This is a genomic window from Streptomyces sp. NPDC101776 (assembly GCF_044766845.1).
GTDB lineage: Bacteria > Actinomycetota > Actinomycetes > Streptomycetales > Streptomycetaceae > Streptomyces.
In genome coordinates, this window is sequence record NZ_JBIWMV010000001.1 from 1,188,019 (window position 1) to 1,211,661 (window position 23,643).

The window sequence follows — 23,643 nt, forward strand, 5'->3', positions numbered from 1 at the left end:
GGGTGGGGGAGAGGGGCGCGCGGGTCAGGGGCGGGTGGCCGACTCGACGAGTACGCGGGCCAGTTCGAGGGGCCGGGAGAACATCGGCCAGTGGCCCGTGTCCATCCGGACCAGCTCCCAGCGCCCGCTCGCGACCAGTTCGTCCGCCGGGGCGGGCAACTCGTCGCCGTCGAGCAGGCACTTGACGTAGGTGGCGGGGAGATCGCCCAACGGGTGGGCCAGGACCGCCGGTTCGGTGAGGCTGGCACCCGGGTGCGGGGTCCCGTCGGTGACGATGCGGGCGATCTGCTCGCCGGTGAGGTCCTGGCCGGCGAAGTCGGCGGGGTCCGGGGGCGGCCAGACTCCGCCGTTCTCGGCGAGGGACTTCCTGACGGGGTCGCTCGGGAAGCCGTCCAGGGCCGACTCCCCGTCGACCGGCACGCCCGAGTCGACGAACACCACCCGGGTCAGCCGGTCGCCGATCCGCTCCGCCGCCTGGCCCACAGGCACACCGGAGTAGCTGTGCCCGACCAGGACGACGTCCCGCAGATCGAGGCGCTCGACCTCGTCGATGATGTCCTGGACATGTGTCTGCTGTCCGGCCGCCACACCTTGCTTCTCCGCCAGCCCGGACAGGGTCAGCGCATACGCCTCGTGCCCTGCCGCACGCAGCTCGGGCACCACCTCGTCCCACGCCCACGCACCGAGCCACGCGCCTGCCACCACAACGAATCGAGTCATGGGCCCAACGTAACCGCCGGGTCTGACAACGCTCCTCCGGGAACGATCAGACCGCCCGCGCCACGGCCCGTACCGGCGCGCCGTCCGCCCCCGCCAGCCGCAGCGGGAACAGGAACAACTCCACGTCCTGGAGGCCGATGACCTGGTCGAGTCCCGTGAGGTTCTCGGCGATCACCCCGCCCGCGCCGCACAGCACGCGATGGGCGGGCAGGGCCAACTCGGCCGTCTGGTCGCCCGGTTCGGGCGTCGGATCGACACTCAGCGCGTCGACCGCCACTGTACGGACGCCCGCCGCGACGAGGGCCTCGGCGGCCTCCGGGGTGAGCCACGGGTGGGCGAGATACTCGTCGGTGCCCCAGTACGCCGACCAGCCCGTGGCCAGCAGAACCAGTGAACCCGGGCGCAGCCGGAGCCTGTTCAGCGCGGGTGCCAGCAGTGCGGGAGTGATCGGCGCCCGCGCCGGCAGCCCCCGTACGTCGGCGACCACCGCATGCCCGCCGAAGAACTCCAGGGACAGTTCGTCGAGGCGGGGCCAGGCGTCGTCCACGTGGTACGGGGCGTCGACATGCGTGCCGGACTGCGAACCCATGTGGAGCTGAAGGACGTTGACACCGTCCCGGGGTGCGCGCAGGGCGGGGGAGATCTCGACGGCCGGGTCGCCGGGATACACGGGCATCCCGGCGACGACGGGCACCGACAGGTCGATCCAGGCCGACGGCATCAACCGCCCCCGCCGGCCGGCACGGGTGCCTCGGCGGTGGACTCCGCGCCGGGGCCGGTGATCGGCGGCACCGGGACCTCGACGGTGCGGGCCAGCCGGGCGCCCTCCGGGCCGTAGACCGCGCGGGGTTCGGGGAACAGCCGGAGCAGGGACAGGAACAGCACGGCGGCCACGGCCAGCGACAGGGGCAGGCCGATGTCGACGCCGTTGGCGAGATCGCCGAGCGGGCCGACGAACTGGCCCGGGATGTTGGTGAACAGCACGCCCACCACGGCGGCCACCCACCAGGCGGCCATGCCGCGCCAGTTCCAGCCGTGCGAGAACCAGTAACGCCCGCCGCGCTGACGGCGGTTGAAGACCTGGAGCGCGTCCGGGTCGTACCAGCCGCGCCGGGTGTAGAAGCCCAGCATCATCACGACCATCCAGGGTGTGGTGCAGGTGATGATCATCGTGGCGAAGGTCGAGATCGACTGCACGAGGTCGAGGCCGAAGCGCCCGATGAAGATGAACGCGATGGACAGTACGCCGACCAGCATCGTCGCCTGCACCCGCGACAGCCGCGGGAACACCGACGAGAAGTCGAGCCCGGTGCCGTAGAGCGAGGTCGTGCCGGTTGACATGCCGCCGATCAGGGCCAGCAGACAGACCGGCAGGAAGAACCAGCCCGGTGAGATCGCGAGGAGTCCGCCCACGAAGTCGGGGGCGGCCGGGTCGACGTACTTCGGTGCCTTGGTGGCGATGATGCTCGCCGTCGCCAGGCCGAAGACGAACGGCAGGAGCGTGGCGATCTGGGAGAGGAACGCGGCCCCGACCACCTTGCGGCGCGGGGTGTTCGCCGGGATGTAGCGCGACCAGTCGCCGAGGAACGCGCCGAAGGACACCGGGTTGGAGAGCACGATCAGGGCCGCGCCGATGAACGACGGCCAGAACAGCGACTGCGTCGCCGCGTCCGCGGAGGACGTGAAGACACCGGCGTACGACGGGTCGAAGTCACCGGCGAAGGCGATCGCGCCGAGCAGGAACAGGAGCGTCGCGGACATCACGGCGATCTTGTTGACGAACAGCATGAACCGGAAGCCGTAGACGCAGACCGCGAGGACCAGGACGGCGAACAGCGCGTACGCGACGACGTACGACAGCGTGCTCTGCTCCAGGCCGAAGAGCCGGTGCGCGCCGCCGACCAGGGCGTCGCCGGAGCTCCACACCGAGATGGAGAAGAACGCGACGGCGGTGAGCAGGGACAGGAAGGAGCCGACGACCCGGCCGTGCACGCCGAGGTGCGCGGAGGAGGCGACCGCGTTGTTCGTGCCGTTGACCGGACCGAACACCGCCATCGGGCACAGGATCAGCGCGCCTACGACGACTCCGAGGAGGGTGGCCGCGAGGCCCTGCCAGAAGGAGAGGCCGAACAGGATCGGGAAGGCGCCCAGCACACAGGTGGAGAAGGTGTTGGCACCGCCGAACGCGACCCGGAACAGGTCGAGCGGGGTCGCGGTGCGGTCCGCGTCGGGGATGCGCTCGACGCCGTAGGTCTCGACCTCGGTCAGGGACTGGCTCGGCGCGGCGGGGGAGGGGGCGGGCTGCGAGGACGAGGAGGAGGACAAGGGGGCTCCAGCGGGGGACGGCGGTGGAGCGCGTTGTGGCGCGGTGGCGGTGGGGACGGCCGGTCACGCGCGCGGGGTGGGCGGGGTGAACGGATGCCGTCCTCAGGGTGTCCGCCGACGTTATGGCGGGCCGTGACACCCGCACCAGAGGACGGTTCATCCATCTTCCGCGCCAGGGGTGGAGGAATCATCCACCCCTGCTGCTATTCGCTGTCGCTCGCGGCGTCGTCCTCCGGTTCGGTGTCGGGGCCCTGGGCGCGGACCCGCTGGACGTGTTCGAGGGAGTCGCGCAGTTCGGTGAGCCAGTCGTCGGTGTGGCGCTGGACGAGGCGGACGCACCAGGCGAGCGCGTCGCTGCGGCTGCGGGCCACGCCGGCGGCGATGAGGGTGTCGAGGACCTGGCGCTCGGGCTGGCGCAGCCGGGTCATGACGGGTGCGGAGACGTGGGTGAACAGGGACCGCTCCCCGGCACACTCCGCACCCCACGAGACCTTCCTGCGGAAGCGGTGCTCGGCCTCGCGGGCGAGGGCGATCCGGGTCTCCCGGGTGCGCTCGCGGAACTCCTGGACCCGGCCCTGGACGGCGGCCTCCTGCTCGGCGTCCGAGACGCCCTCGGCGAGCCGGGGCGCGGGGATGCGGCCGATCACGGTGACCTCCTCGCGGTCGACCGTGACCTCGACCAACTCCTCGAACAGGTCGTCGGGCAGACGGCCGGTGAACCAGCCGCGAAGCTTCTCCTGCTGCTCTGTCGTAATCATGTAATGACGATTACTCACGAGCAAGACGAATGCAAGGGGCTGCGGCGGAGTGCGCCGAGAGCTGAAGCGGAATGTTTCGGGACTGTTTCAGGACGATCCGTGAGCGGGGGTAAACCGGCCATCCGGCCCGATCCGACGATCAAGAACCCCGTGGTTACGGGGTTCGCACGTTCGAATTCTGTGACTTCACGCCACTGATTCAACACGCAAGGTTACTGAAACCTGTGGGTGGGATGTGAGTTTCGGCGGCGGACTCGGCAGAGTGGCGCCCGCCGGTCCGGCACCGACCGAGCGGGACCGGCATCTAGCGGAAGGATGCACACAATGCGGAACACCGCGCGCTGGGCAGCGACCCTGGGTCTGACGGCCACCGCCGTCTGCGGACCCCTGACCGGGTCGGCCCTCGCGGCACACGGAGCGGGCCCGTCCGCGCTCTACGCCCCGTCGGCCCTGGTGCTGACCATGGGCCACGGCGATGACGCCGCCCTCGCCACACCGGAACGCGCCGTGACCCTCACCTGCGCGCCCACCTCCTCCGGCACCCACCCGGCCGCCGCCGAGGCCTGCGCCGAACTGCGCGGCATCGGGGGCGACTTCGACGCCCTGACGGCCCGGGGCGACGTGCTCTGCAACAAGCTCTACCGCCCCGTCGTCGTCACCATCGACGGTGTGTGGCAGGGCAAGCGCGTCTCCTACGAGCGCGTCTTCTCCAACGAGTGCGTGAAGGACTCCTACGGATACGGAGGCGTCTTCACGTTCTGAGAGACCGGGATCGCACGGTCTCCGTGAGCAACAGGGAGGGTCCGTAGCTGGGGAGCGCGTGCCCCTGTCGCGGAGCAGTGCGGTCCCGCATCAGGGGTCGGCCGGGCGGTGTGGGGTCGCCCGTGCCGGCCCCTGCCTTCGTTCGTCGTCATTCCGGCCGCTCCGCCCGGGCGGGCAGGGTGCGCAGCGGCGGGAAGCGGCCGAACAGCCCCGAGGCGCGCAGCAGGCGGTCGATGCGCGGCCCGTCGGAGACGATCCGCAGCCGTCCGCCGCGCTCCCTCGCCCGGCGCTCGGCCCGGCACAGGGCGCGCAGCCCCGAACAGTCCAGGAACTCGACGGGCCGCAGATCGACCAGTACGTCGGGCTCCGCGACCGCCGTCGCGGCGTCGAGGTGCTCGACGACCAGGCCGGCGGTCGCCATGTCGATCTCGCCGGAGACCTCGACCACCGTGAAGGGGCCGTAAGGCCGGGTAAGGGCACAGGAGTTGGTCGTGGGACTGTCGAGTTCGTCCGCTTCCGCTGTCATGGCCGCTCCACCTCGGCACGGGGCGCATTCGGTCTCGGTAGTTACCCCGGAGAAGCCCCGAGCATCCATGACACGCCGCCCACGAGATCTGGTTCACTCGACATGGTGAACTTCGGTCAGAAAGGTTGACTTTCTGTCAGTAAGGAAGTGAGGAGGGGCCGCCGTCTCCCTGCGGACGGCGGCCCCTCGGTCTGTGCGGCTCAGGCTCGGGCTCGGCCTTGACTTCGGCCTGGGGTCAGGCCGGTCACATGTGGACGACCGGGGCGGCGTCCGCGTCCTGCTGCGGAACCCCGCGACGGTAGAGCACGAGCGCGATCAGCGTGCCCGCGGCGAAGAAGCCGGCCGACCACCAGAACGCGGTGGTGTAGCTCTCGATCGTCGCCTGCGCCTGGACCAGCTTGCTGCGCGCGTCCTTCCCGGCGAGGTAGTCCGTCGCGGCACTCGCGGCCAGTGTGTTCAGCAGCGCCGTACCGATCGAACCGCCCACCTGCTGCATGGCGTTGACCGTCGCCGAGGCGACACCCGCGTCCTCGGCGGCCACACCGCCCGTGGCGAGCTGCATCGCCGGCGGCATCACCATGCCGAGGCCCGCGCCGATCACGATCAGCTGCGGCAGGACGTGCGTGGTGTAGGACGACCCGACCCCGATGTCGGTCAGCCAGGCCATGCCGACCATGGCGATGGCGAAGCCCAGCGGAATGACGACCTTCGGGCCGAGGCGCGGCACGAGCACCGTGGTGCCGATCTGCGCCATGACCATCAGCGCGCCGATCATCGGCAGGAACGCGACACCGGTCTTGGTGGGGCTGAAGCCCAGGTTGAGCTGGAGGTAGTAGGTGAGGAAGAGGAACACGCCGAACATGCCCGCACCGGTGATCAGCACGGCGAGGAACGAGGCCCCCCGGTTGCGGTCGAGCAGGATGCGCAGCGGCAGCAGCGGGTGCTCGGCGCGGTTCTGCCACCAGACGAAGGCCGCCAGCAGGACGACGCCCACGATCAGGAAGCCCCAGGTCTGCGGTGAACTCCAGTCGTGCGTCTCGGCGTTGGAGAATCCGTAGACGAGGGAGAACAGACCACCGGCGACCAGCACCGTGCCCGGCACGTCCAGCTTGGAGCCCGCCGCGTCGCGGTGGTTGGAGAGCAGGACCCAGCCGCCCGCGAAGGCGACGAAGGCGATGGCGACGTTCACGTAGAGCGTCCAGCGCCAGTCGAAGGCGTCGGTGAGCACCCCGCCGAGCAGCAGACCCACCGCACCACCGGCGCCGGCGATGGCGCCGTAGACGCTGAACGCCCTGGCGCGCTCGCGGGCGTCGGTGAAGGTCGTGTTGAGCAGGGAGAGGGCGGCCGGTGCGAGCAGCGCGCCCGCGACACCCTGGAGGGCGCGTGCGGTGACCAGCATCCCGAAGCTGTTGGCGGCACCGCCGAGGGCGGAGGCGCCGGCGAATCCGACGACGCCGACGAGGAAGGCGGTCTTGCGGCCGAACAGGTCGGCGATCCGGCCGCCGAGCAGCAGCAGGGAGGCGAACGCCAGGGCGTACGCGGTGACGATCCACTGCCGGTTGCCGTCGGAGAAGCCGAGGTCCTTCTGGGCCGACGGCAGGGCGATGTTCACGATGGTGGCGTCGAGGACCACCATCAACTGCGCGACGGCGACGATCGCGAGGATCCACCACCGCTTCGAGGAGGCCGCCGACTGCGCCTCCGCGGCACCCGACTGGGTGTCTTCGGTCAGAGTCTTCTGGGACATCGGGAACCACTCCAGGGAAGTCGTTCAGGGTTTACCAAAACGTAAACGAAACGGTTTCGTACACATCGAGACTAGAACACTTTCAGCGAAACGGCAACGTTTCGCTGAGGACGGGGAGCAGGCATGCGCAGTGGCGTGTTCGAGGTCGACGGGGCCGGGCTGTACTACGAGGTACGCGGTACCGGCCCGGCGCTGTTGATGATCAGCGGGGCCGGGGGAGACGCCGGCTACTACACCGGCATCGCCGAGATCCTTTCCGACGCTTTCATGGTGATCGCGTACGACCGACGCGGCAACTCGCGCAGTTCCGGCAGGTCACAGGCGCCGATGAGCCTCGCCGTGCAGGCGGCCGACGCCCGCGCGCTCGTCGCGGGCCTGGCCGGCGGGCGGGCGCTGGTGTTCGGCAACAGCGCGGGTGCGATCGTCGGCCTCACGCTGGCGGCGCTGCACCCGGAGGTGGTGGCGGGCCTCGTCGCCCATGAACCGCCCGCCGTGAACGTCCTGCCCGACGGCGACCCCGGGCGCGGCTTCTTCGCCGAACTGGCCGCACTGTACGAGCAGGGCGGGTCACCCGCGGCCGGCCGCCGGTTCGCGGAGACGACACGCGGCGAGGGGACGTACCGCTGGCCGGCCGAGCTCTGGAAGCGGTTCCTCGGGAACCAGGACCACCTCTTCGGTACGGAGTGGCCGGGCTTCGCCGGTTTCCGGCCCGACGAGACCGCGCTCAAGTCGGCGCCGTTTCCTGTGGTGTTGGGGGCGGGTGCGGAGGATCGCGGTACGTACTACGCGCGGCCGTCGATCGAGATCGCCCGGCGGATCGGGGTGCCGTGGGTCGAATTCCCCGGTATCCACATGGAGTTCCTGCGCGACCCCGGCCGATTCGCGGCGGCGGTACGGGTGTTGGCGACGCAGATGCACACCCTCGGGAGTGATGTGCCGGAGCTCTGGCGCAGGGCGCGGGTCAGTGAGGGGCCAGCAGCTCCGTGACCAACAGCCGTCGCAGCCAAGCCCGATAGACGTCCGGGGTCCAACCCCGGTGCCTGCGCAGGAGGTGATGCATGTGCGGTGACGCCAGGGCGTAGAGCGCGTCGGCGGCGGTGCGTGCGTCGAGGCCCGGGCGGAGGGCTCCGCGCTCCTCAAGTGCCGTGGCCAGGGCCAGATGCACGCCGTACGTCGCCTCTGCGCCGGCGTCCGCCGAGGCCCGCATGTCCGGGTCGGCGCCGGCCGCCTCGACCGTCACCATGATCAAGTCACCGGCGCGCTCCAGCAGTTCGGTGATCTGGTCGACGGTGCGGCCGATCGCGCGCTCGGGATCGGGCTCGTCCCGGATCGCCAGGGTCTCGGGGCGCTCGGGGACGGCGACCGGCTCCTCGTCACCGGCGATCGCGACGCCCAGGGTGTGCCCGAACAGGGCGGCCTTGGTGGGGAACGCGTCGTACAGCGTGCGCTCGCCGACACCGGCCAGCGCCGCGACCTCCTTCATCCGGGTGCCCGTGTACCCCTTCTCCGTGAACAGCCGCGTGGCCGCCTCCCGGATGCGGGCACGGGTCGCCTCCGCCGCCTCGGCGCGCTTGGCGGAGCGGTAGGGCCGCTTCGGGGTGCTCTTCCGGTCGCTCTTCTGCTTGACGGGGTCGGACATGGGGAGGAGTCTAGAAGGAAATCGTCGCAGTGGTACTGCGGTGAAATGAATCAGGGCGATGAGGAGTGTGGGTGCCATGCCGGAGCTCGCCGGAATCCACCACGTGAAGATGCCCGTCACCGACCTCGACCGCTCCCGCGAGTGGTACGGCCGCGTCCTCGGCTTCAAGGTCACCCATGAGTTCCGGGACGCGGACGGCGTTGTGCGCGGGCTGGCGGGGGAGGTCCCGGGACTCGGTGACTCGATGCTCTGCCTGCGCGTCAACTCCGAGGCGGCGCACGGCTGTCGGGGCTTCGACCCGGTCAGCTTCGCGGTCCCGGACCGCGCCGACATCGAGGCCTGGGCCGCCCACCTCGACACCCTCGGCGTCCCGCACTCCCCGGTGATCGAGGCCTCGATCGGCTGGCTGCTGGTGTTCAACGACCCCGACGGACTTGATCTGCATCTGTACAGCTGGGCGGCGCACGGGGTGGATCACGGGGATGTCGCGGGGTACGGCCGCCCGGTCGCCTGAGCGGGCCGCGTCGGTTCCCGAGCGGGTCACGCCCGTTCCCGAGCGGATCGCGCCGTGCATGCCTTGACCGGCATATAACCACAGAGGCATATTGAAGGCATGTCCGACGCCTCACTGTGGACCGCCCTCGCAGATCCGCACCGGCGGGCCATCGTCGCCCTGCTCCTGGAGCGGCCCCGGCCCGTCGGCGAGATCGTGGAGGCCTGTGGTCTGAGCCAGCCGAGCACGTCGAAGCACCTGCGGGTGCTGCGGGACGCGGGCCTGGTCCGCGTACGACAGGACGCGCAGCGCCGTGTCTACGCCCTCGACCCGGCCCCGATCGCCGACCTCGACGCCTGGCTCGCCCCCTACCGCGAGCTGTGGAACCGCAGCCTGGACACGTTGGGCCGACGCCTCGACGAGACGTCGGAGGACGACACCCCGCACCCCACCCCGAAGGACTGATCCGCCATGTCCGTCGACCTCACCGGCACGTATCTGACCTTGGCCGACGGCCGCCCCGCCGTCCGGTTCAGCCGCACCTACGACCAACCCCTCGACCGCGTCTGGCAGTTCGTGACCGACCCCGACGAACTCGCCCAATGGTTCCCCTCACGCGCCGAGTTCGAGCTGCGTCCCGGCGGCACGGCCACCTTCAGCGGCGACCCGAACATGCCGGAGTCGACCGGCCGCGTCATCGCCGTCGACGCACCCCGGCATCTCTCCTTCGAATGGGGCGGCGACGAGCTGCACTTCGACCTGGAGGAGGTCGAGGAGAAGCGCACCCGCTTCACGCTCACCAACGTCCTGAGCGCCGAGGACACCGCGTCCCGCAACGGCGCCGGCTGGGAGGTCTGCCTCGGTGCCCTGGACGCGAAGGTCCGTGGCGAGCGCGTCGAGGGACCGCACTCCGGTGCCGGTGTGCCCTGGAAGGCGTTCTACGACGGCTACTTGGCGGCCGGCGTCCCCTCCGGTGCGCTTGTGCCGGGCATGGACTGACGCATCCGGGGCTGGACCGACCGGTCCCACCGACACAGAGCCGTCCCACCGACACAGAGCCGTCCCACCGACAGCGAGCCCTCCCGCCGACACCGAGCCGTTACGCCATCTGCCGCCGCACCAACTCGTGCAGCCGCCCGCCCGTGTCCGCCAACAACTGTGCGGGCGGCCCCTGTTGAGCGACCTTGCCGTCCTCCATGACGACCACGCGGTCCGCGTCCAGCACGGTCGACAGGCGGTGTGCGATGACGACGCGGGTGGTGTTGAGGGACTTGGTGCTCTCGATCACCGTGCGCTGGGTCTCGTTGTCCAGGGCGCTGGTCGCCTCGTCGAAGAACAGGATGCGCGGCCGGCGGATCAACGCCTGGGCGATCATGAGGCGTTGACGCTGGCCGCCCGACACCGCGCCGCTGCCGGAGACGATGGTGTGCAGGCCCATCGGCATCCGCTTGATGTCCTCGGCGAGCCCCGCCATCTCGGCCGCCGCCATCGCCTCCTCCGGCGTGAACGGCTCGGTGCCGCAGATGACGTCCAGGATGGAGCCGGTGAACGGCTGCGCGTGCTGGAGCACCACCCCGCACTGCCGCCGCACCGCCGACCGGTCGAGCGCGCCGAGGTCCTGGCCGTCGTAGAGGATGCTGCCGGAGACCGGTCTGTCGAAGCCGATGAGGAGCCGCAGCAGGGTGGACTTGCCGCAGCCGCTGGGGCCGACGATCGCCACGAACTCGCCCGCGCGGACGTCGAACGACACGTCGTCGAGGACGAGGGGCCCGTCGTCGGAGTAGCGGAAGGAGACCCGGCGGGCCTCGATCGCGCCGGACAGGCGGCCGGGGCGGGTGCTCGCGGTGCGGACCTCGGGGGCCGCGTCCAGGACCGGCCTGATCTCCTCGAACAGGGGCAGCGCGGACACCGCCGAGACGAAGGCGCCGGTCAGGCTGGTGACGGAGGTCAGCAGCATCGTCACCGAGGTGCTGAAGCTGAGAAAGGACGCGGCCGACATCGAGCCGCGCGCCGGGCCCGCGAGGAGCATGAACATCAGCAGGGTGCAGACGGGGAGGTACACGGCGCCCATCACCGTGGTGAGGTTCTTGATCCGGCCGACCCTCTGCTGGAGTTCACGGCTGTGCGCGAACTCGGAGGCCCAGGCCGCGTAGGCGTAGTTCTCGGCCGCCGCGACCCGCAACTTCGGTAGCCCGCGCAGGGTTTGGAACGCCTGGTTGTTCAGCTTGTTGCCGAGGACGACCAGCTTGCGCTGCCAGCGCACCTGCCACAGGCCGAGGCTCAGGAACACGGCCGCGATCACGACGAGCATGCCGATCGCCGCGAGCGCCAGCGAGGGGCTGTACCAGAAGAGCAGTCCCAGATTCATCACGCCGACCGTCACCGACTGGGCGACCACCGGCCCAACTCCCGCCAGCAGACGGCGAATCGAGCTGATGCCCATCGCCGCGCTCGCCAGCTCGCCCGTGGAGCGCTCGGTGAAGAACTTCGTCGGTAGCCTCAACAGGCGGTCCCAGACGGCGGGTTGGAGCGTGGCCTCGATCCGGCCCTCCAGGCGGAGGATGGTGAGGTTCTCCAGCAGCATGAAGGCCGCCGCCACCACGCTGGTGATCATCACGGCCACACAGACCTGCGCGATCAGGTTCGTCTGGGCCTTCGGCACGAACTCGCCGAGCACCCTGCCCGTCGCGATCGGCACCAATGCCCCGATCGCGACCGTCACAAGACCGCTGATCAGCAGGTTGGAGAGGTCGCTGCCGGTGCCCTGCATGGAGAAGCGCAGCAGCCCGAGCGGGCTCAACCGCCGCTCGGGCAGCGGACGGTAGAACATCACCGCGCGCGGCTCGAACTCCTCCGCGTTCGCCTTCTCGATCGGTGTCTCGCGGCCGGTCGCCGGATGGACGGAGACATAGCCGCCGCGCCGCCACAGCAGGGCGACCGGCGCCCCGGACAGCGCCCGATGACCCACCAGCGGACCGACGTTGTCACGCCACCAGCGTCCGTCGAGCCGTACGCCACGCACCCGGACCCGCGAGGCGAGGGCGATGCGCTCCACCGGGTCGATGCGGTCGCTCTCGCTGCCGCTCTGCGCGGGCTCCGCGAGGGTGATGCCGGCCGCCTCGGCGACCAGCTTGCAGGCCGCGTACGAGGCGTCGGTGTCGGCGGATGTCGTGCGCCGGGCCCCGGACTTGCCGATCGATGCCAGCAGTGTCCGGTCGGCCTGCGCGCGGACCGCCTCACCGGCCTTGATCCCGGCGGCGGTTCGCGTCTCGTGCGTCCGCTCCAGTTGCTCGATCCACTTGTCCAGCGTGGACAGCAGCCGGTACTGCTGGTCGACCATGCCCTGCCAGACACCCGGGTCCATCAGCAGATCGGCCGCCACCTCCGCGCCGTACATTGAGCCGTACTGCACGCTGCCCGGCGGGACCTGCATCCAGAACACGTCGTCGTCGGTGAGCGCGGCGGCCCGTTCGCCGGCCATCGGTGCCTGGAAGAGGATGGACAGACCGCGGCCGACACCGAGGGCGAGGGCGTGTTCGAGGGGGCTCGAAGTCGGCGGTACGTACTGGGGGTTGCCGTACGCGTCGTACGACCAGGTCTCGGTGTCGGCGGGCTGATACAGCTCGCGCAGGCCGATCCGATGGACCACGCAGTCGCGCAACGGGCGTGCCACCAGGGTGTGTTGGGGACCGGTGACCGGGCCGAGCAGCAGCGCGCCCGCCTCCAGTCGGCCGAGGTGGTGCCAGTGGCCCTGCTGCACGGCGTCCACCGCGAACAGGTCGACGGCGCCCGACGCGACCAGCCACAGCACCTGCGGGCCTTGGAGGTCGAGGCGGTTGTACCCGGCGCAGTCGATCGGCGTGCCCAGCGAACCCAGCGCGCCGAGGACCAGGTCGCCCTCGTGAACGGACGTCATCTCACCGCTCCTTGACCAGCGTGGCGTACGCGCCGCCGGCCGCCACCAGGGCGTCGTGCCGCCCGCGTTCCACGATCGTGCCGTGTTCGAGGACGACGATCTCGTCGCTGTCGCGCACGGTGCTGAGCCGGTGCGCGATCACCACGCAGGCGCAGCCGCGCTTGCGCAGGTTGTCCATCACGACCAGCTCGGTCTCCGCGTCCAAGGCGCTGGTCACCTCGTCGAGGACGAGGATGCTGGGCCTGCGCACCAACGCCCGTGCGATCTCCAGGCGTTGGCGCTGACCGCCGGAGAAGTTGCGCCCGTCCTGCTCGACCCGGCTGTGGATTCCGCCGGGACGGCGCACGACCACGTCGTACAGGGCCGCGTCCCGCAGCGCGTCCACCACCGCGTCGTCCGGGATCGAGGGATCCCACAGCGCCACGTTGTCGCGCACCGAGCCCTCGAAGAGGAACACGTCCTGGTCGACGAAGGAGACGGAGGCGGCGAGGGCGCCGCGCGGGATGTCCTCCAGCCGGTGGTCGTCGATACGGATGACGCCCTCCCAGGGTGTGTAGAGGCCCGAAATTAGCCTGGACACCGTCGACTTGCCGCTGCCGGAGCCGCCGACCAGCGCCACCTGCTGACCCGGACCCACCGTCAGGTCGAAACCGGTGAGCAGCGGCTTGTCGAGCGGGCTGTAGCCGAAGGTGATGTTCTCCAGCTCGACGTGTCCTTGCAGCCGACGGGTCGAATCGGCGCCGCCCGCACGGGAGTAGAGGGGATCGGCCTGGAAGTTCTCGACGTCCTTGAGCCGGGCCACGTCGGCCGCGAAGTCCTGGATGCGGCCCGCGACGCCGTTGAGCCGGGTGATCGGCGCGGTGAAGCGGGTGACCAGCGCCTGGAAGGCGACCAACAGGCCGACGGAGATGCCCCCTTCCACGGCCCTCATGCCGCCGATCCACAGGATCAGCGCGCTGTTGAGCGAGGCGAGCGTCGGCGCGACCACGCCCAGCCAGGCGCTCGGCACACCGAGCCGCTGCTGTTCCTCCAGGGTGGTGGCGTGCTGTCCGGCCCACTTGCGGAAGTAGCCGTCCTCGCCGCCGGTCGCCTTCATCGTCTCGATCAACTGGAGCCCGGTGTATGCGGTGTTGGTGAGCCGGGCGGAGTCGGCACGCAGTTTCGCGGTGCGTGTCGCGCGCAGTTTGACGACGACCCGCATCGCCACCACGTTGAGCAGAGCAACACCTATGCCCACATAGGTGAGTTGGGGGTCGTAGGTGTAGAGGAGGAACGCGTAGAGCACCACGACCACCGCGTCCACCCCGGCGGCCGAGAGGTCGCGGGCCAGGGTCTCGGCGACGGCGTCGTTCGACTGGAGGCGCTGCACCAGGTCGGCCGGGCTGCGCTGGGAGAAGAACGTCACCGGCAGCCGCAGCAGATGGCGCAGGAAGCGGGCGCTGGAGAGCGTGGAGGAGATGATGCGGCCGTGCAGGAGGTTCGCCTGCTGGAGCCAGGTCAGCGCCAGCGTGAGCAGGACACACGTGCCCATCGACGCGAACAGGACGCCCAGCATGGACGTCTGACCGCCTATCAGGAACATGTCGATGTAGGTCCGGCTGAGCGCGGGCATCGCCGCACCGACCAGCACCAGCAGCAGACTCGCGAGCACGGCGGCGGGCATCGTGCCCGCGGTACCGCGCAGCCGGGCGGGCATCGCGCCGAGGACACCCGGCTTGCGCCCGCCCTTCTCGAAACCGTCGCCCGGCTCCATGACGAGGACGACACCGGTGAAGCTCGCGTCGAAGTCCTCCATGGACACGAACCGCCGCCCCTTGCCGGGGTCGTTGATGTACACCCCGCGCCGGCCGAGGCGGCGGCCCGTGCCGTCGTAGACGACGTAGTGGTTGAACTCCCAGAACAGGACGGCGGGGGACCGCACTTCGGCGAGGGCGGCCGTGTCCATCTGCATGCCCTTGGCCGTGAGGCCGTAACTCCGGGCCGCCTTCAGCAAGTTGCTGGCGCGCGAACCGTCGCGGGAGACTCCGCAGGCGATGCGCAGTTCTTCCAGCGGGACGTGGCGGCCGTAGAAGCCGAGGACCATCGCGAGGGAGGCGGCGCCGCACTCGACGGCCTCCATCTGGAGCACGGTGGGTGAACGGACCGTCTTCGCGCGGCCCTTGGGCACCGGGCGCTTCGGTGGCGCGGAGCGGCGCCGGGAGCGGGTGTCCTGTGCGGGGCTCATGGCAGCAGCCAATCGAGGGGACGCTGATCGGCCAGCCGGATCGAGGCCGAGGCCATGGTCATGGAGGTGAGGGCGAACGGCGGGCCGTCCTGCGACGACCACTTGAGACCGCTCCTGGTCCCCTTCGACCTGTCCAGCTTCACGAGGACGGCCACCGGCCTCCCCTTCTTGGTGAACTGCTCGCCGAGTTGGCTGTCTCCGAGGAACGCGGCGATCTGCTGGGCCGACTGGGCGGACCGGTCCACCGCCTTCACCCGGCCGCGCAGCACGCCGTAGGTCTGCGTCGGAACCGACGAGACGGTCAGGTCGACGGCGGCGTTCGCGGGGACGGAGGCCGCGTTCTCGGCGGGGACGTACACCGTCGCGTAGAGCGGGTCGCCCGCGTGCGCGACCTTCTCCACGGCGGCGACGTTCGCGCCGGTCTGGATGATCTGGCCGATGGTGGCGGCGAGCGCGGTGATCCGGCCCGCGGCGACCGTGCGCACGACCGCGACGCCGTCGCTCGTACGGACCTTCAGGACAGGGGAGTCGGCGGGCAGCCGCTCACCCTCCTGCGCCAGTACGGCGGTCACCTGCCCTGCCACCGGGCTCTGCAGGATGTAACTGCCCTCCCCGTGCGTGAGGACGGCGGACGCGTTGACGGTCGACGCCACCGATCCGGTCACCGCCCACACGGACGCGGCGGCCACCACGACCACCGTCACACAGAGCACGAGCCAGCCCTGCGGACGCGCGAAGCGCACCGGAAGATCCAGCTCCTCGGGCGACTGGAGCTTGGCGAGGGCCTGTTGGCGGAACTGCACGGGACTTCCCTCACCTGGGGGAGAGATCTTCTACGGCACCCACGTACGGCGCCTGATGACGACACCGGAAAGTCCCGGAGCCGGGAAACGGCTCCGGGACTCGGTGGAACAAGGGGCGATCAGAGACCGGCGACCAGGTTCGTGACCGGGGCCACGCTCAGGCCGGTGGTGCCCTCGACCGTGCCGATGACCGAGTCGACCAGGCCGGAGACCGGGACAACGCCGTCGACCAGGCCGGTGACGGTGCCGAGGGCGTTCAGGGAGAGACCACCGGAGACGTTGTCGAGCTCGGCGTCGGAGATCTCGACGGTCTGGACCTGGGGGGTGGAGTTCATGGGGGAACTTCCCTTCATATGGATATTCACAAGGGGGGAGCGGCCCCCTCTGGGGACAGATGACGGCCGCGACCGCAGGCGCCGGGCGGGCGTCGTTTCCGGAGCCCTCGCGGCTCCTGCGGTGCGATGGATCAAAGCACGCGGCCGGTCGGCGCAGCCAATCAAACTGCCGTCCCACCAGGGCAGTTGAGCCTCAAGGGTCGCGAACCGTGCAGGCGTGGGCACGAGGTGTCGGCGACTTCTTCACACGCTGCGCGGCATCGTTCCGCGAGAGGGCTTGCGGCGCCGAAGCGGAATCGGGCACTCCCCACCAAAGGCGTTCGCGGGAGCGTGTGCATGTGCAGATCCGTGGAGTCCGGTGACCTGGTTGGGTACGCGCTGTGCAGATTCCCTGAAGCGGGGATTCCGCTCGCCGTTCTCGACGGACCGTCGTCGACCGATCGCTGTCCGTGTCGGTCGGTCGTGTTCCGGGGCGCGGGCCGCGAGTGTGTGAACGGGAGCCGGGCGCGGGCAGGTTTGGCCGGCACCGGTTCGATCAAGACATCCGACCGCTCACCGTCCGCCGGCCGGACACACGCCGCGACGCAGTCGCCACAGGCCCGTGACCACCTCGTACCCCCGCCGGGTCAGGGCTTGCACATGGCTGATTCCCGTTTTCGCAAAGGAAGTTGGGAAACGGAATTGAACACCTCACGTGACACGTGCGTATCAACGGGCATCCAGGCGCCCCCCCATAAGCCGCCGCCCGGCGGCGAAGACCCCGGTCCCCAGGAGGTCGAGAAGTTTGAGTCACAAGCGAATTCCGAAGCGCAAGGCCGCGATAGCCATCGGCGGTGTCGCTGCACTCGGAGCGGCGGCGATCCTGCTGCCGAACGCCAACGCGTCCCAGGACAACTCGGCAGGCGCCGCCACCCCCAAGACCCTCAAGGCGACGGGCGCCTCCGACCTCTCCGCGCAGATCGCCGACCTGCTGGGTGACGCCTTCGCCGGGTCCTACTACGACAGCGGCACGCAGCAGCTCGTCGTCAACGTGATCTCGGGCGACAACAACAACGTGGTCGTGCAGGCGGAGAAGGCCGGCGCCAAGGTGCGCGAGGTGCAGAACAGCACCGCCGAACTCACCGCCGCCGCCCAGGTGTTGAAGACCAAGGCGACCGTCCCCGGCACCGCCTGGTCGGTCGACCCGAAGACCAACAAGATCCAGGTCCTCGCCGACAGCACCGTCACGGGCACCAAGTGGGACACCGTGCTGTCGACGGTCAAGAGCCTCGGCACCGACATGGCCACCGTCAAGAAGACCGCCGGCTCCTTCAAGACGCTGGTCTCGGGCGGCGACGCCATCTTCGCCCAGACCGACCAGGGCGGCGTCCGCTGCTCCCTCGGCTTCAACGTCACCGCGAGCGACGGCACCCCCGCCTTCCTGACCGCCGGACACTGCGGTGTCGCGGCGAAGCAGTGGTCCGACACGCAGGACGGCCAGCCGATCGCCACGGTCGACCAGGCCACCTTCCCCGTCAGCGACTTCTCCCTCGTGAAGTACGACGACCCGGCCACCCAGACCACGAGTGACGTCAACGTGGGCAACGGCCAGACCGTCCAGATCACCCAGGCCGAGGACGCCACGGTCGGCACACAGGTCTTCCGGATGGGCTCCACCACCGGTCTGCACGACGGCACCGTCACCGGGCTCGACGCGACCGTCAACTTCCAGAGCGAGACCGACCCCAACGGTGTCGACACCGTCAACGGCCTCATCCAGACGGACGTCTGCGCCGAGGCGGGTGACAGCGGCGGCTCGCTCTTCACCCAGGACGGCGGCGCGGTCGGCCTCACCTCCGGCGGCAGCGGCGACTGCACCAGCGGCGGCGAGACCTTCTTCCAGCCGGTCACCGCCGCGCTGACGGCGACCGGGGCCACCCTCGGCGACGCGGGTGCGGGCGCGGGCGCGGGTGACGACACCGCCACGGCCGACCCGTCGGCGACCGCCGCCGACCCGTCCGCCACGGACGGCACCGGTGACGAGTCCGGCGTCGCCGACCCGAACGCCACGGCCACGGACGGCACGGGCGACCAGTCCGGAACCGGCGACGCGACGGGCGACGGAACCGGCGACGTGTCCGGTGACGGCACCGGAGCCGACGACGGCTCCTCGCTCACCTCGAACCACTGATCCGACCCCTTCCAGCAGTTCAGGTCGGCGGTGGATCGGTCCGGCCCTCCGGCGGGAGGGCCGGACCGCCCTGCTTGTACGTCACGCGGGGTCCGGCTCCCGGGCCCGCAGCAGCAACAGCGCCACGTCGTCGCTCCGCTCCCGCGCCGCGGCGCTGTGCCGCACCAGTTCGTCGGCGATCTCCTCCAACGGCAACTCCCCGGCCGTGGCGAGGCGTTGACCCAGTTCGGCCAGGGCATCCTCGATGTCGACGCCGGGGGACTCGATGAGCCCATCGGTATAGAGGACGAGGACGGAACCGGGCGCGAGATCGACCTCCGTCGTCGGATAGACCGCGTCCGCGTCGATGCCCAGCAGCGGACCGCCCGCCAGGTCCAGCACGCGCACCCGTCCGTCCGGGCGGCGCAGCAAGGGCGGCGGATGCCCGGCGCGGGCCATCACGGCCGTACCGCGCGCGGGATCCAGCCGTAGATACAGACAGCTCGCGAAGAGCTCGGAGCCGAGGTCGATCAGCAGCCGGTTGGTGCTGCGCATGACCTCCTCCGGAGCCTGACCGACCGTGGTGTACGCGCGGACGGCGGTCCGGATCTGGCCCATCAGCCCGGCCGCGGTCACGTTGTGGCCCTGCACATCGCCGATCACGGCCGCCAGTCCCTCGGACGTCACCAGGTCGTAGAAGTCGCCGCCGATCTCCATGCCCTGCGTGGCCGGCAGATAGCGGGCGGCGGCCTCGATGCCCGGCAGCGCCGGCAGCGAGTGCGGCAGCAGCGCCGCCTGGAGGCCGTGGGCCAGCCGGTTCTTCGCGTCGTAGAGCAGCGCACGCGCCAGCGCCTGCGCGATCAGCCCACCCAGACTCGTCAGTACGGCCCGCTCGTCCGCGGGGAAGACATGCGGCTCGGCATAGGCCAGCACACAGGTGCCGACCGGGCGCCCGGACGCGATCAGCGGCAGATACGCCCAGGCCGTGAACACGTCGGGCGTGGAGGGCAGGTCCGGATAGAGCCGTTCCATCTCCTGCCGGGAGTCGAAGAACGCGGGCATACCGCTGTTCAACGCGGCCGTCCCCGGCGTCGCCCGGGTCAGTGGCATTCCGTCGAAGCGCTCGACGAGATCCGGGTCGGGATAGCCGCGGTGCCCCAGCACATGCAGCCGCCCGCCCCGCGAACCGAGCACCACCAGCGCCTGACTGCCCACGGCGGGGGCGACCTCGTCCGCGATCAGCTGCACCACGTCCTCCACCCCGACCGCCTCGGTGAGCGCCCCGGCCAGGCTCAGCACCTGCGAGATGGACACCAGCCGCGACGGTCCCTCGCCCGGCCGCGGCGCCGCCCGGCCCAGCTCCGTCACCGCCCGCGCCCGGCTGATCCGCACACTCAGCCCGGTCGTGTTCGGATACATCCGGAACGACAGCCACTCGCCCGGCGGCCGCAACGCCACGAACGACGTGACCTGCTGACTGAGCAGCGCGGCCCGGTAACGGTCCTCGTACACCGGGTCGTTGAGCCACGGCACCGCCGCCCACAACTGGGTGCCCAGCAGACTGCTCACCGACATGCCGAGCAGCTCCCCGGCCGCCGCGTTCGCGAAGCCCACCCGCCCGTGCAGATCCAGCGAACACAGCCCGTACGGCAGCCGGGCCACCATCCGCGCCGCCTCGACCGTGCCCAGCGTCCCGGCCACACTCGTCGCGGGCCCCGTCACCAGCAGATCGGGTTCCGCCCGCGCCGGGCGCCGCTCCTCGACGGCCCGCTCCAGCCGCAGCGCGAGCCGGTCGCAGGCGGTCGTCAACTGGTCGCGGTCCCGGTCGGAGAGGACCGGCGGATGCGAACCGGGCCAGGTCACGAACACCGAGCCGTAGACCGTGGACGCCGTGGCCACGGGCACGGCCGCCAGGGCGAAGGGATACGGCAGCACGACCGCGATGCGCGGATAGCGGCGGGCCATGTCCTCCTCGCCGCCCACCCAGATCAGCCGCCGCTCGCGCACCGCCTCCGCGACCGGGATCGGCGCGCTCAGCCCGACCCGCTCCCAGGGCGCCGCGAAGGCGCGCGGCAGCCCGGCCATGACCGCCATCTCCAGCACCGGCTCGTCGGGCGTCAGCAGATACACCGCACCCGAGTGCGCGTGGACGCCGTCCATCATCGCGGCCAGCGCGAGCGACAGCATCGGCCGGCCGACCGGCGAACCGGCGACCGTCGGTGCCTGCCCGTCCGACACGCCGACCACCTCCTTGCCCGGCCCGCGCTCCCACGGATCAGGCTCCACCCTGGAAGCGCGACGCGCACGGCGAGCGTCGCCACCGCCGCGCGACGGGGGCCATCCGGTGGCTCATCTCCACGGAACGGTCACAGGGGCTGCGCGGTCGCTGTATAAGCGCTGTAATTGCGGACGTGGTCAGTGAGGGCGCTGTGGGACGCAGAGCGGGAACACCGCGTGCCGAAACCGCCCTCAAAACGCTCGCCACCGACCTCGGCCCCCGCGAACGGCTGCGCCGCGTCCTCGAACAGGCCCTCGTCTTCGCCGGCGCGAGCTTCGCCGGGGTGTACACACCCGGCGACGACGCGGACCTGCTCTGCCTGGTCGAGTCGGCCGGTGTGCCCCGCACGCTGTACGGGCTGCGGGACGGCTATCCGGCATCCGGGGGAGCACCGGCCGCCGAGGCACGACGGGCCGGGCACCCGCTGTGGTTCGGCCCCGAGGAACTCGCCGTCGGCGGCGACGCGCGACGCCTGCCGGCGGGGGAGTTCCACCTCGCGGCCCTGCCCGTGCGCGGCGACCGGGGCGGCGGCTGTCTGCTCGCGGTGAGCGAACGGCCGGCCGGATTCGGCGCCGAGGACCGCGAGTGCCTCGCGATGGTCGCCGACGCGGTCGCGATCCCGGTACCGGCCGAGGCCGTCGCGGGCGAGGACCTGGCCGCGGGCGCGTTCGACCTGGCCATGGACACCGGGCGGGTCGAGGTCGGCGACGAGGTCCTGGAACTGTTCGGGCTCGGCACCGGCGACTTCGACGGCAAGGTCGAGACCCTGCTCGGGCTGACCGTGCCGGAGGACCTGCCCTCGCTGATGTCCGTCGTCGAGGCCGACCACATGGCCATCGGCGACCGCGAGCTGGAGTTCCGGGTCCTGCAGCCCTCCGGAACACCGAAGTGGCTGCGGCTGCGCGGCCGGCTCCTGCCCGGCGGCGACGGCCGCCCGGCCCGCCTCGTCGGCACCGTCGGCGACGCCTCCCAGTTGCGCTCCGGCGTCAACGACGTGGCCCGCGTCCAGCGCCTCGCCGCCGCGCTCGCCATGGCCGGCACGGTCCGTGACGTCAGCCAGGCCGTGGTCGCCGCCCTGCGCAAACCGCTGCGCGCCGACCGCATCGCCCTCGCCGAACTGGAGGGCGACCGGCTCGTCGTCACCGTCCTCGACCCGCCCGAACCCGAGTCCTGGCCCGAGCTGTGGCGCCAGGAGTGGCGCAGCGAATGGCCCGACGCGCCCGTCCGCACGATGCCCACCCTCGCCGCCGCCCTGCGCGAGGGCCGCGCCGCGATCTGGCCCGCGGGCACCGACCTGGAACCCGCCCTCGCCGAGGTCGGACCGGGCGGCCTCGCCGTGCTCCCGCTCTCCGCGGGCGGCCGGGTCTCCGGTGCCTGTCTGATCGGCTGGGACGACCCGCACGTCTTCGGCCCCGACGAACGCGCCCTGCTCACCGCCTCCGCGGGCCTCGCCGGCCAGGCCCTGATGCGCGCCCACGCCTTCGACGCCGAGCACGAACTCGTCGGCATGCTCCAGCGCCAACTGCTGCCGCGCCGGCTGCCGGACCTGCCCGGCGCGGTCGCCGTCGCCCGCTATCTGCCGACCACGGCCGGACTCGAGGTCGGCGGCGACTGGTACGACGTGATCCCGCTGCCCGACAACCATGTCGCCCTCGTCATCGGCGACGTCCAGGGCCACAACGCGGGCGCCGCCACCCTCATGGCCCAGATGCGTACCGCGCTGCGCGCCTACGCCGTCGAGGGACACCCGCCCGACGTGGTCGTCTCGCACGCCAACCGGCTCCTCATCGACCTGGAGACCGACCTCTTCGCCACCTGCTGCTACGTGGACGTCAACCTGGAGGAAGGTTCCGCCTGGTACGTCCGGGCCGGTCATCTGCCGCCCGTCCTGCGGCATCCGGACGGCGGCACCGAGATCCCCTACGCGGACGGCGGACCACCGCTCGGCGTGGTGACGCAGGCCGACTTCCCGATGAGCCCGCTGCGGCTCCAGCCCGGCACCGTCGTCGCCCTCACCACCGACGGCCTCGTGGAGTCCAAGGAGGCCGACATCGACGAGGGCCTCGACCGCCTCGCCCACGGCCTCGCCGTCTCCGACCCCGCCCACCTCGGCCTCGTCGCCGACGCGCTGCTCGGCAACGCCCGCCGCGAGGACGACGTAGCCCTCCTCCTCATGCGCTACGACGGACTGGCCACCCGCCCCCGCCGGGAGAACTGGACGGTGTGGCGCGTCCCCGAGGCGGCCCGGCACGCCCGCCGCTTCACCCGACGCACCCTGCGCACCTGGGGTGTCACCGAGGAGACCGACACCATCCTGCTCGTCGTCTCCGAGCTGGTCACCAACGCCCTGGTGCACACCGACGGACCGGTCCGCCTCGACCTCACCCTCGTCAACCGGCGGTTCCGGGTCGCCGTCGCCGACTCCTCGCCGCGCACCCCGGTCAAGCCCACCAGCATCGGCTGGGAGGCCACCGGCGGCCGCGGGATCCTCCTCGTCGAGGCCATGTCGGCGGCCTGGGGCACGGTGCCGGTGAGTGGCGGCAAACAGGTGTGGGCCGAGATCGCGCTCGACGGGTAGACGGCCGCACGGGTGCCCCTCGGGCAGGTAGCGGCAGGTCGGAGCCGTCGCACGCGTCCGCCGTGATGGGGTGCGTGCTTGTGGCACACACCTTCGAGGAACTCGTCGAGAAGCACCGCGCGGCCCAGGCGGCACGCGCCCGGGTCAAGGAGATGCGGGACTCCCTGGGAGCCCCCGCCCACGAACCCTGGACCGAGGCCGAGACCGACACCTACGAGACCGCCTGGCGGGCCTGGCGCGACCTGGCCCGCGACATGCAGTCCGCGGCGGACGAGTACGCGCGGGACGAGGGCCTCGACCGGGCCGGGGTCGAAGCGGACGTGGCGCGGGCGGCGGGCGATATGCCGGGTCCCACGGCAGGTTAGACACCTCCCGTCCCCCTCATCGTTG

The 23,643-nt window shown here is 71.2% G+C and carries 20 protein-coding genes; 8 read left to right on the forward strand and 12 right to left on the reverse strand.

Going from position 1 to position 23,643, the window contains the following annotated elements:
* Positions 1-24: 24 nt before the first annotated feature.
* The 4 genes from ACIRRY_RS05180 to ACIRRY_RS05195 form a co-directional block, all read right to left on the reverse strand.
* Positions 25-720, reverse strand: coding sequence for an alpha/beta fold hydrolase (locus ACIRRY_RS05180; RefSeq protein WP_403968053.1), 696 nt, complete (start codon positions 718-720; stop codon positions 25-27).
* A gap of 46 nt (positions 721-766) precedes the next feature.
* On the reverse strand, positions 767-1,441 hold the full coding sequence (locus ACIRRY_RS05185; protein WP_403968055.1) for a cyclase family protein: 675 nt from the start codon (positions 1,439-1,441) through the stop codon (positions 767-769).
* Positions 1,441-3,045: a purine-cytosine permease family protein gene (locus ACIRRY_RS05190; protein ID WP_403968057.1), complete on the reverse strand. Its 1,605-nt coding sequence runs from the start codon at positions 3,043-3,045 to the stop codon at positions 1,441-1,443. Before ACIRRY_RS05190 ends, ACIRRY_RS05185 begins: the two co-directional genes overlap by 1 nt.
* Before the next feature lie 203 nt (positions 3,046-3,248).
* On the reverse strand, positions 3,249-3,803 hold the full coding sequence (locus ACIRRY_RS05195) for a hypothetical protein (protein WP_403968059.1): 555 nt from the start codon (positions 3,801-3,803) through the stop codon (positions 3,249-3,251).
* 324 nt (positions 3,804-4,127) lie between these two features.
* Here ACIRRY_RS05195 and ACIRRY_RS05200 point away from each other — a divergent pair, with 324 nt between their 5' ends.
* Positions 4,128-4,565, forward strand: a complete 438-nt coding sequence (locus ACIRRY_RS05200; protein ID WP_403968061.1) for a protease inhibitor — start codon at positions 4,128-4,130, stop codon at positions 4,563-4,565.
* Positions 4,566-4,713: 148 nt separating this feature from the next.
* Here the strand turns inward: ACIRRY_RS05200 and ACIRRY_RS05205 are convergent, their stop codons facing one another.
* Together ACIRRY_RS05205 and ACIRRY_RS05210 are read right to left on the reverse strand one after the other, a co-directional pair.
* Positions 4,714-5,091: an STAS domain-containing protein gene (locus ACIRRY_RS05205; protein WP_403968063.1), complete on the reverse strand. Its 378-nt coding sequence runs from the start codon at positions 5,089-5,091 to the stop codon at positions 4,714-4,716.
* A 244-nt stretch (positions 5,092-5,335) separates the two neighbouring features.
* A complete protein-coding gene (locus ACIRRY_RS05210) occupies positions 5,336-6,838 on the reverse strand; it encodes an MFS transporter (protein WP_403968065.1) in 1,503 nt (500 codons plus the stop codon).
* A 123-nt stretch (positions 6,839-6,961) separates the two neighbouring features.
* On the opposite strand from ACIRRY_RS05210, the gene ACIRRY_RS05215 reads away from it, so the two are divergent.
* On the forward strand, positions 6,962-7,825 hold the full coding sequence (locus ACIRRY_RS05215; RefSeq protein ID WP_403968067.1) for an alpha/beta hydrolase: 864 nt from the start codon (positions 6,962-6,964) through the stop codon (positions 7,823-7,825).
* Here ACIRRY_RS05215 and ACIRRY_RS05220 read toward each other — a convergent pair.
* A complete protein-coding gene (locus tag ACIRRY_RS05220; RefSeq protein ID WP_403968069.1) occupies positions 7,800-8,477 on the reverse strand; it encodes a TetR/AcrR family transcriptional regulator in 678 nt (225 codons plus the stop codon). The genes ACIRRY_RS05215 and ACIRRY_RS05220 overlap by 26 nt on opposite strands.
* 76 nt (positions 8,478-8,553) lie before the next feature.
* Between ACIRRY_RS05220 and ACIRRY_RS05225 the strand changes: the two genes are divergently transcribed.
* The 3 genes from ACIRRY_RS05225 (at position 8,554) to ACIRRY_RS05235 (ending at position 9,969) form a co-directional block, all read left to right on the forward strand.
* Entirely contained in the window at positions 8,554-8,991 is a 438-nt protein-coding gene (locus ACIRRY_RS05225) for a VOC family protein (RefSeq protein WP_403968071.1), read from the forward strand.
* Between the two features lie 99 nt (positions 8,992-9,090).
* Entirely contained in the window at positions 9,091-9,435 is a 345-nt protein-coding gene (locus tag ACIRRY_RS05230) for an ArsR/SmtB family transcription factor (protein ID WP_403968073.1), read from the forward strand.
* A 6-nt stretch (positions 9,436-9,441) separates the two neighbouring features.
* Positions 9,442-9,969 (forward strand): SRPBCC family protein, encoded by a 528-nt coding sequence (locus tag ACIRRY_RS05235; protein ID WP_403968075.1) that lies wholly within the window; start codon positions 9,442-9,444, stop codon positions 9,967-9,969.
* A gap of 100 nt (positions 9,970-10,069) precedes the next feature.
* Here the strand turns inward: ACIRRY_RS05235 and ACIRRY_RS05240 are convergent, their stop codons facing one another.
* The 4 genes from ACIRRY_RS05240 to ACIRRY_RS05255 form a co-directional block, all read right to left on the reverse strand.
* Entirely contained in the window at positions 10,070-12,886 is a 2,817-nt protein-coding gene (locus tag ACIRRY_RS05240) for an NHLP bacteriocin export ABC transporter permease/ATPase subunit (protein ID WP_403968077.1), read from the reverse strand.
* A 1-nt stretch (position 12,887) separates the two neighbouring features.
* Positions 12,888-15,110, reverse strand: a complete 2,223-nt coding sequence (locus tag ACIRRY_RS05245) for an NHLP family bacteriocin export ABC transporter peptidase/permease/ATPase subunit (protein ID WP_403968079.1) — start codon at positions 15,108-15,110, stop codon at positions 12,888-12,890.
* A complete protein-coding gene (locus ACIRRY_RS05250; protein WP_403968081.1) occupies positions 15,107-15,913 on the reverse strand; it encodes an HlyD family efflux transporter periplasmic adaptor subunit in 807 nt (268 codons plus the stop codon). Before ACIRRY_RS05250 ends, ACIRRY_RS05245 begins: the two co-directional genes overlap by 4 nt.
* A 119-nt stretch (positions 15,914-16,032) precedes the next feature.
* Positions 16,033-16,248 (reverse strand): type A2 lantipeptide, encoded by a 216-nt coding sequence (locus tag ACIRRY_RS05255; RefSeq protein WP_403968083.1) that lies wholly within the window; start codon positions 16,246-16,248, stop codon positions 16,033-16,035.
* A gap of 784 nt (positions 16,249-17,032) precedes the next feature.
* On the opposite strand from ACIRRY_RS05255, the gene ACIRRY_RS05260 reads away from it, so the two are divergent.
* The gene (locus tag ACIRRY_RS05260) at positions 17,033-18,418 is read left to right on the forward strand and encodes a S1 family peptidase (protein ID WP_403968085.1); all 1,386 of its coding nucleotides are present in this window, start codon (positions 17,033-17,035) and stop codon (positions 18,416-18,418) included.
* A gap of 81 nt (positions 18,419-18,499) precedes the next feature.
* On the opposite strand, the gene ACIRRY_RS05265 is transcribed toward ACIRRY_RS05260, so the two are convergent.
* Complete coding sequence (locus tag ACIRRY_RS05265; protein WP_403968353.1) at positions 18,500-20,644, reverse strand: SpoIIE family protein phosphatase; 2,145 nt, start codon at positions 20,642-20,644, stop codon at positions 18,500-18,502.
* 164 nt (positions 20,645-20,808) lie between these two features.
* On the opposite strand from ACIRRY_RS05265, the gene ACIRRY_RS05270 reads away from it, so the two are divergent.
* Together ACIRRY_RS05270 and ACIRRY_RS05275 are read left to right on the forward strand one after the other, a co-directional pair.
* Positions 20,809-23,253, forward strand: coding sequence for a SpoIIE family protein phosphatase (locus tag ACIRRY_RS05270; protein ID WP_403968087.1), 2,445 nt, complete (start codon positions 20,809-20,811; stop codon positions 23,251-23,253).
* 80 nt (positions 23,254-23,333) lie between these two features.
* Complete coding sequence (locus ACIRRY_RS05275; RefSeq protein WP_403968355.1) at positions 23,334-23,618, forward strand: hypothetical protein; 285 nt, start codon at positions 23,334-23,336, stop codon at positions 23,616-23,618.
* The last annotated feature ends 25 nt before the right edge of the window (positions 23,619-23,643 follow it).

Coding starts and splice junctions, on each gene's coding strand:
- ACIRRY_RS05180 (WP_403968053.1), bottom strand. CDS start 720: ATGACTCGATTCGTTGTGGTGGCAGGCGCGTGGCTCGGTGCGTGGGCG.
- ACIRRY_RS05185 (WP_403968055.1), bottom strand. CDS start 1,441: ATGCCGTCGGCCTGGATCGACCTGTCGGTGCCCGTCGTCGCCGGGATG.
- ACIRRY_RS05195 (WP_403968059.1), bottom strand. CDS start 3,803: ATGATTACGACAGAGCAGCAGGAGAAGCTTCGCGGCTGGTTCACCGGC.
- ACIRRY_RS05200 (WP_403968061.1), top strand. CDS start 4,128: ATGCGGAACACCGCGCGCTGGGCAGCGACCCTGGGTCTGACGGCCACC.
- ACIRRY_RS05205 (WP_403968063.1), bottom strand. CDS start 5,091: ATGACAGCGGAAGCGGACGAACTCGACAGTCCCACGACCAACTCCTGT.
- ACIRRY_RS05210 (WP_403968065.1), bottom strand. CDS start 6,838: ATGTCCCAGAAGACTCTGACCGAAGACACCCAGTCGGGTGCCGCGGAG.
- ACIRRY_RS05215 (WP_403968067.1), top strand. CDS start 6,962: ATGCGCAGTGGCGTGTTCGAGGTCGACGGGGCCGGGCTGTACTACGAG.
- ACIRRY_RS05220 (WP_403968069.1), bottom strand. CDS start 8,477: ATGTCCGACCCCGTCAAGCAGAAGAGCGACCGGAAGAGCACCCCGAAG.
- ACIRRY_RS05225 (WP_403968071.1), top strand. CDS start 8,554: ATGCCGGAGCTCGCCGGAATCCACCACGTGAAGATGCCCGTCACCGAC.
- ACIRRY_RS05230 (WP_403968073.1), top strand. CDS start 9,091: ATGTCCGACGCCTCACTGTGGACCGCCCTCGCAGATCCGCACCGGCGG.
- ACIRRY_RS05235 (WP_403968075.1), top strand. CDS start 9,442: ATGTCCGTCGACCTCACCGGCACGTATCTGACCTTGGCCGACGGCCGC.
- ACIRRY_RS05240 (WP_403968077.1), bottom strand. CDS start 12,886: ATGACGTCCGTTCACGAGGGCGACCTGGTCCTCGGCGCGCTGGGTTCG.
- ACIRRY_RS05245 (WP_403968079.1), bottom strand. CDS start 15,110: ATGAGCCCCGCACAGGACACCCGCTCCCGGCGCCGCTCCGCGCCACCG.
- ACIRRY_RS05255 (WP_403968083.1), bottom strand. CDS start 16,248: ATGAACTCCACCCCCCAGGTCCAGACCGTCGAGATCTCCGACGCCGAG.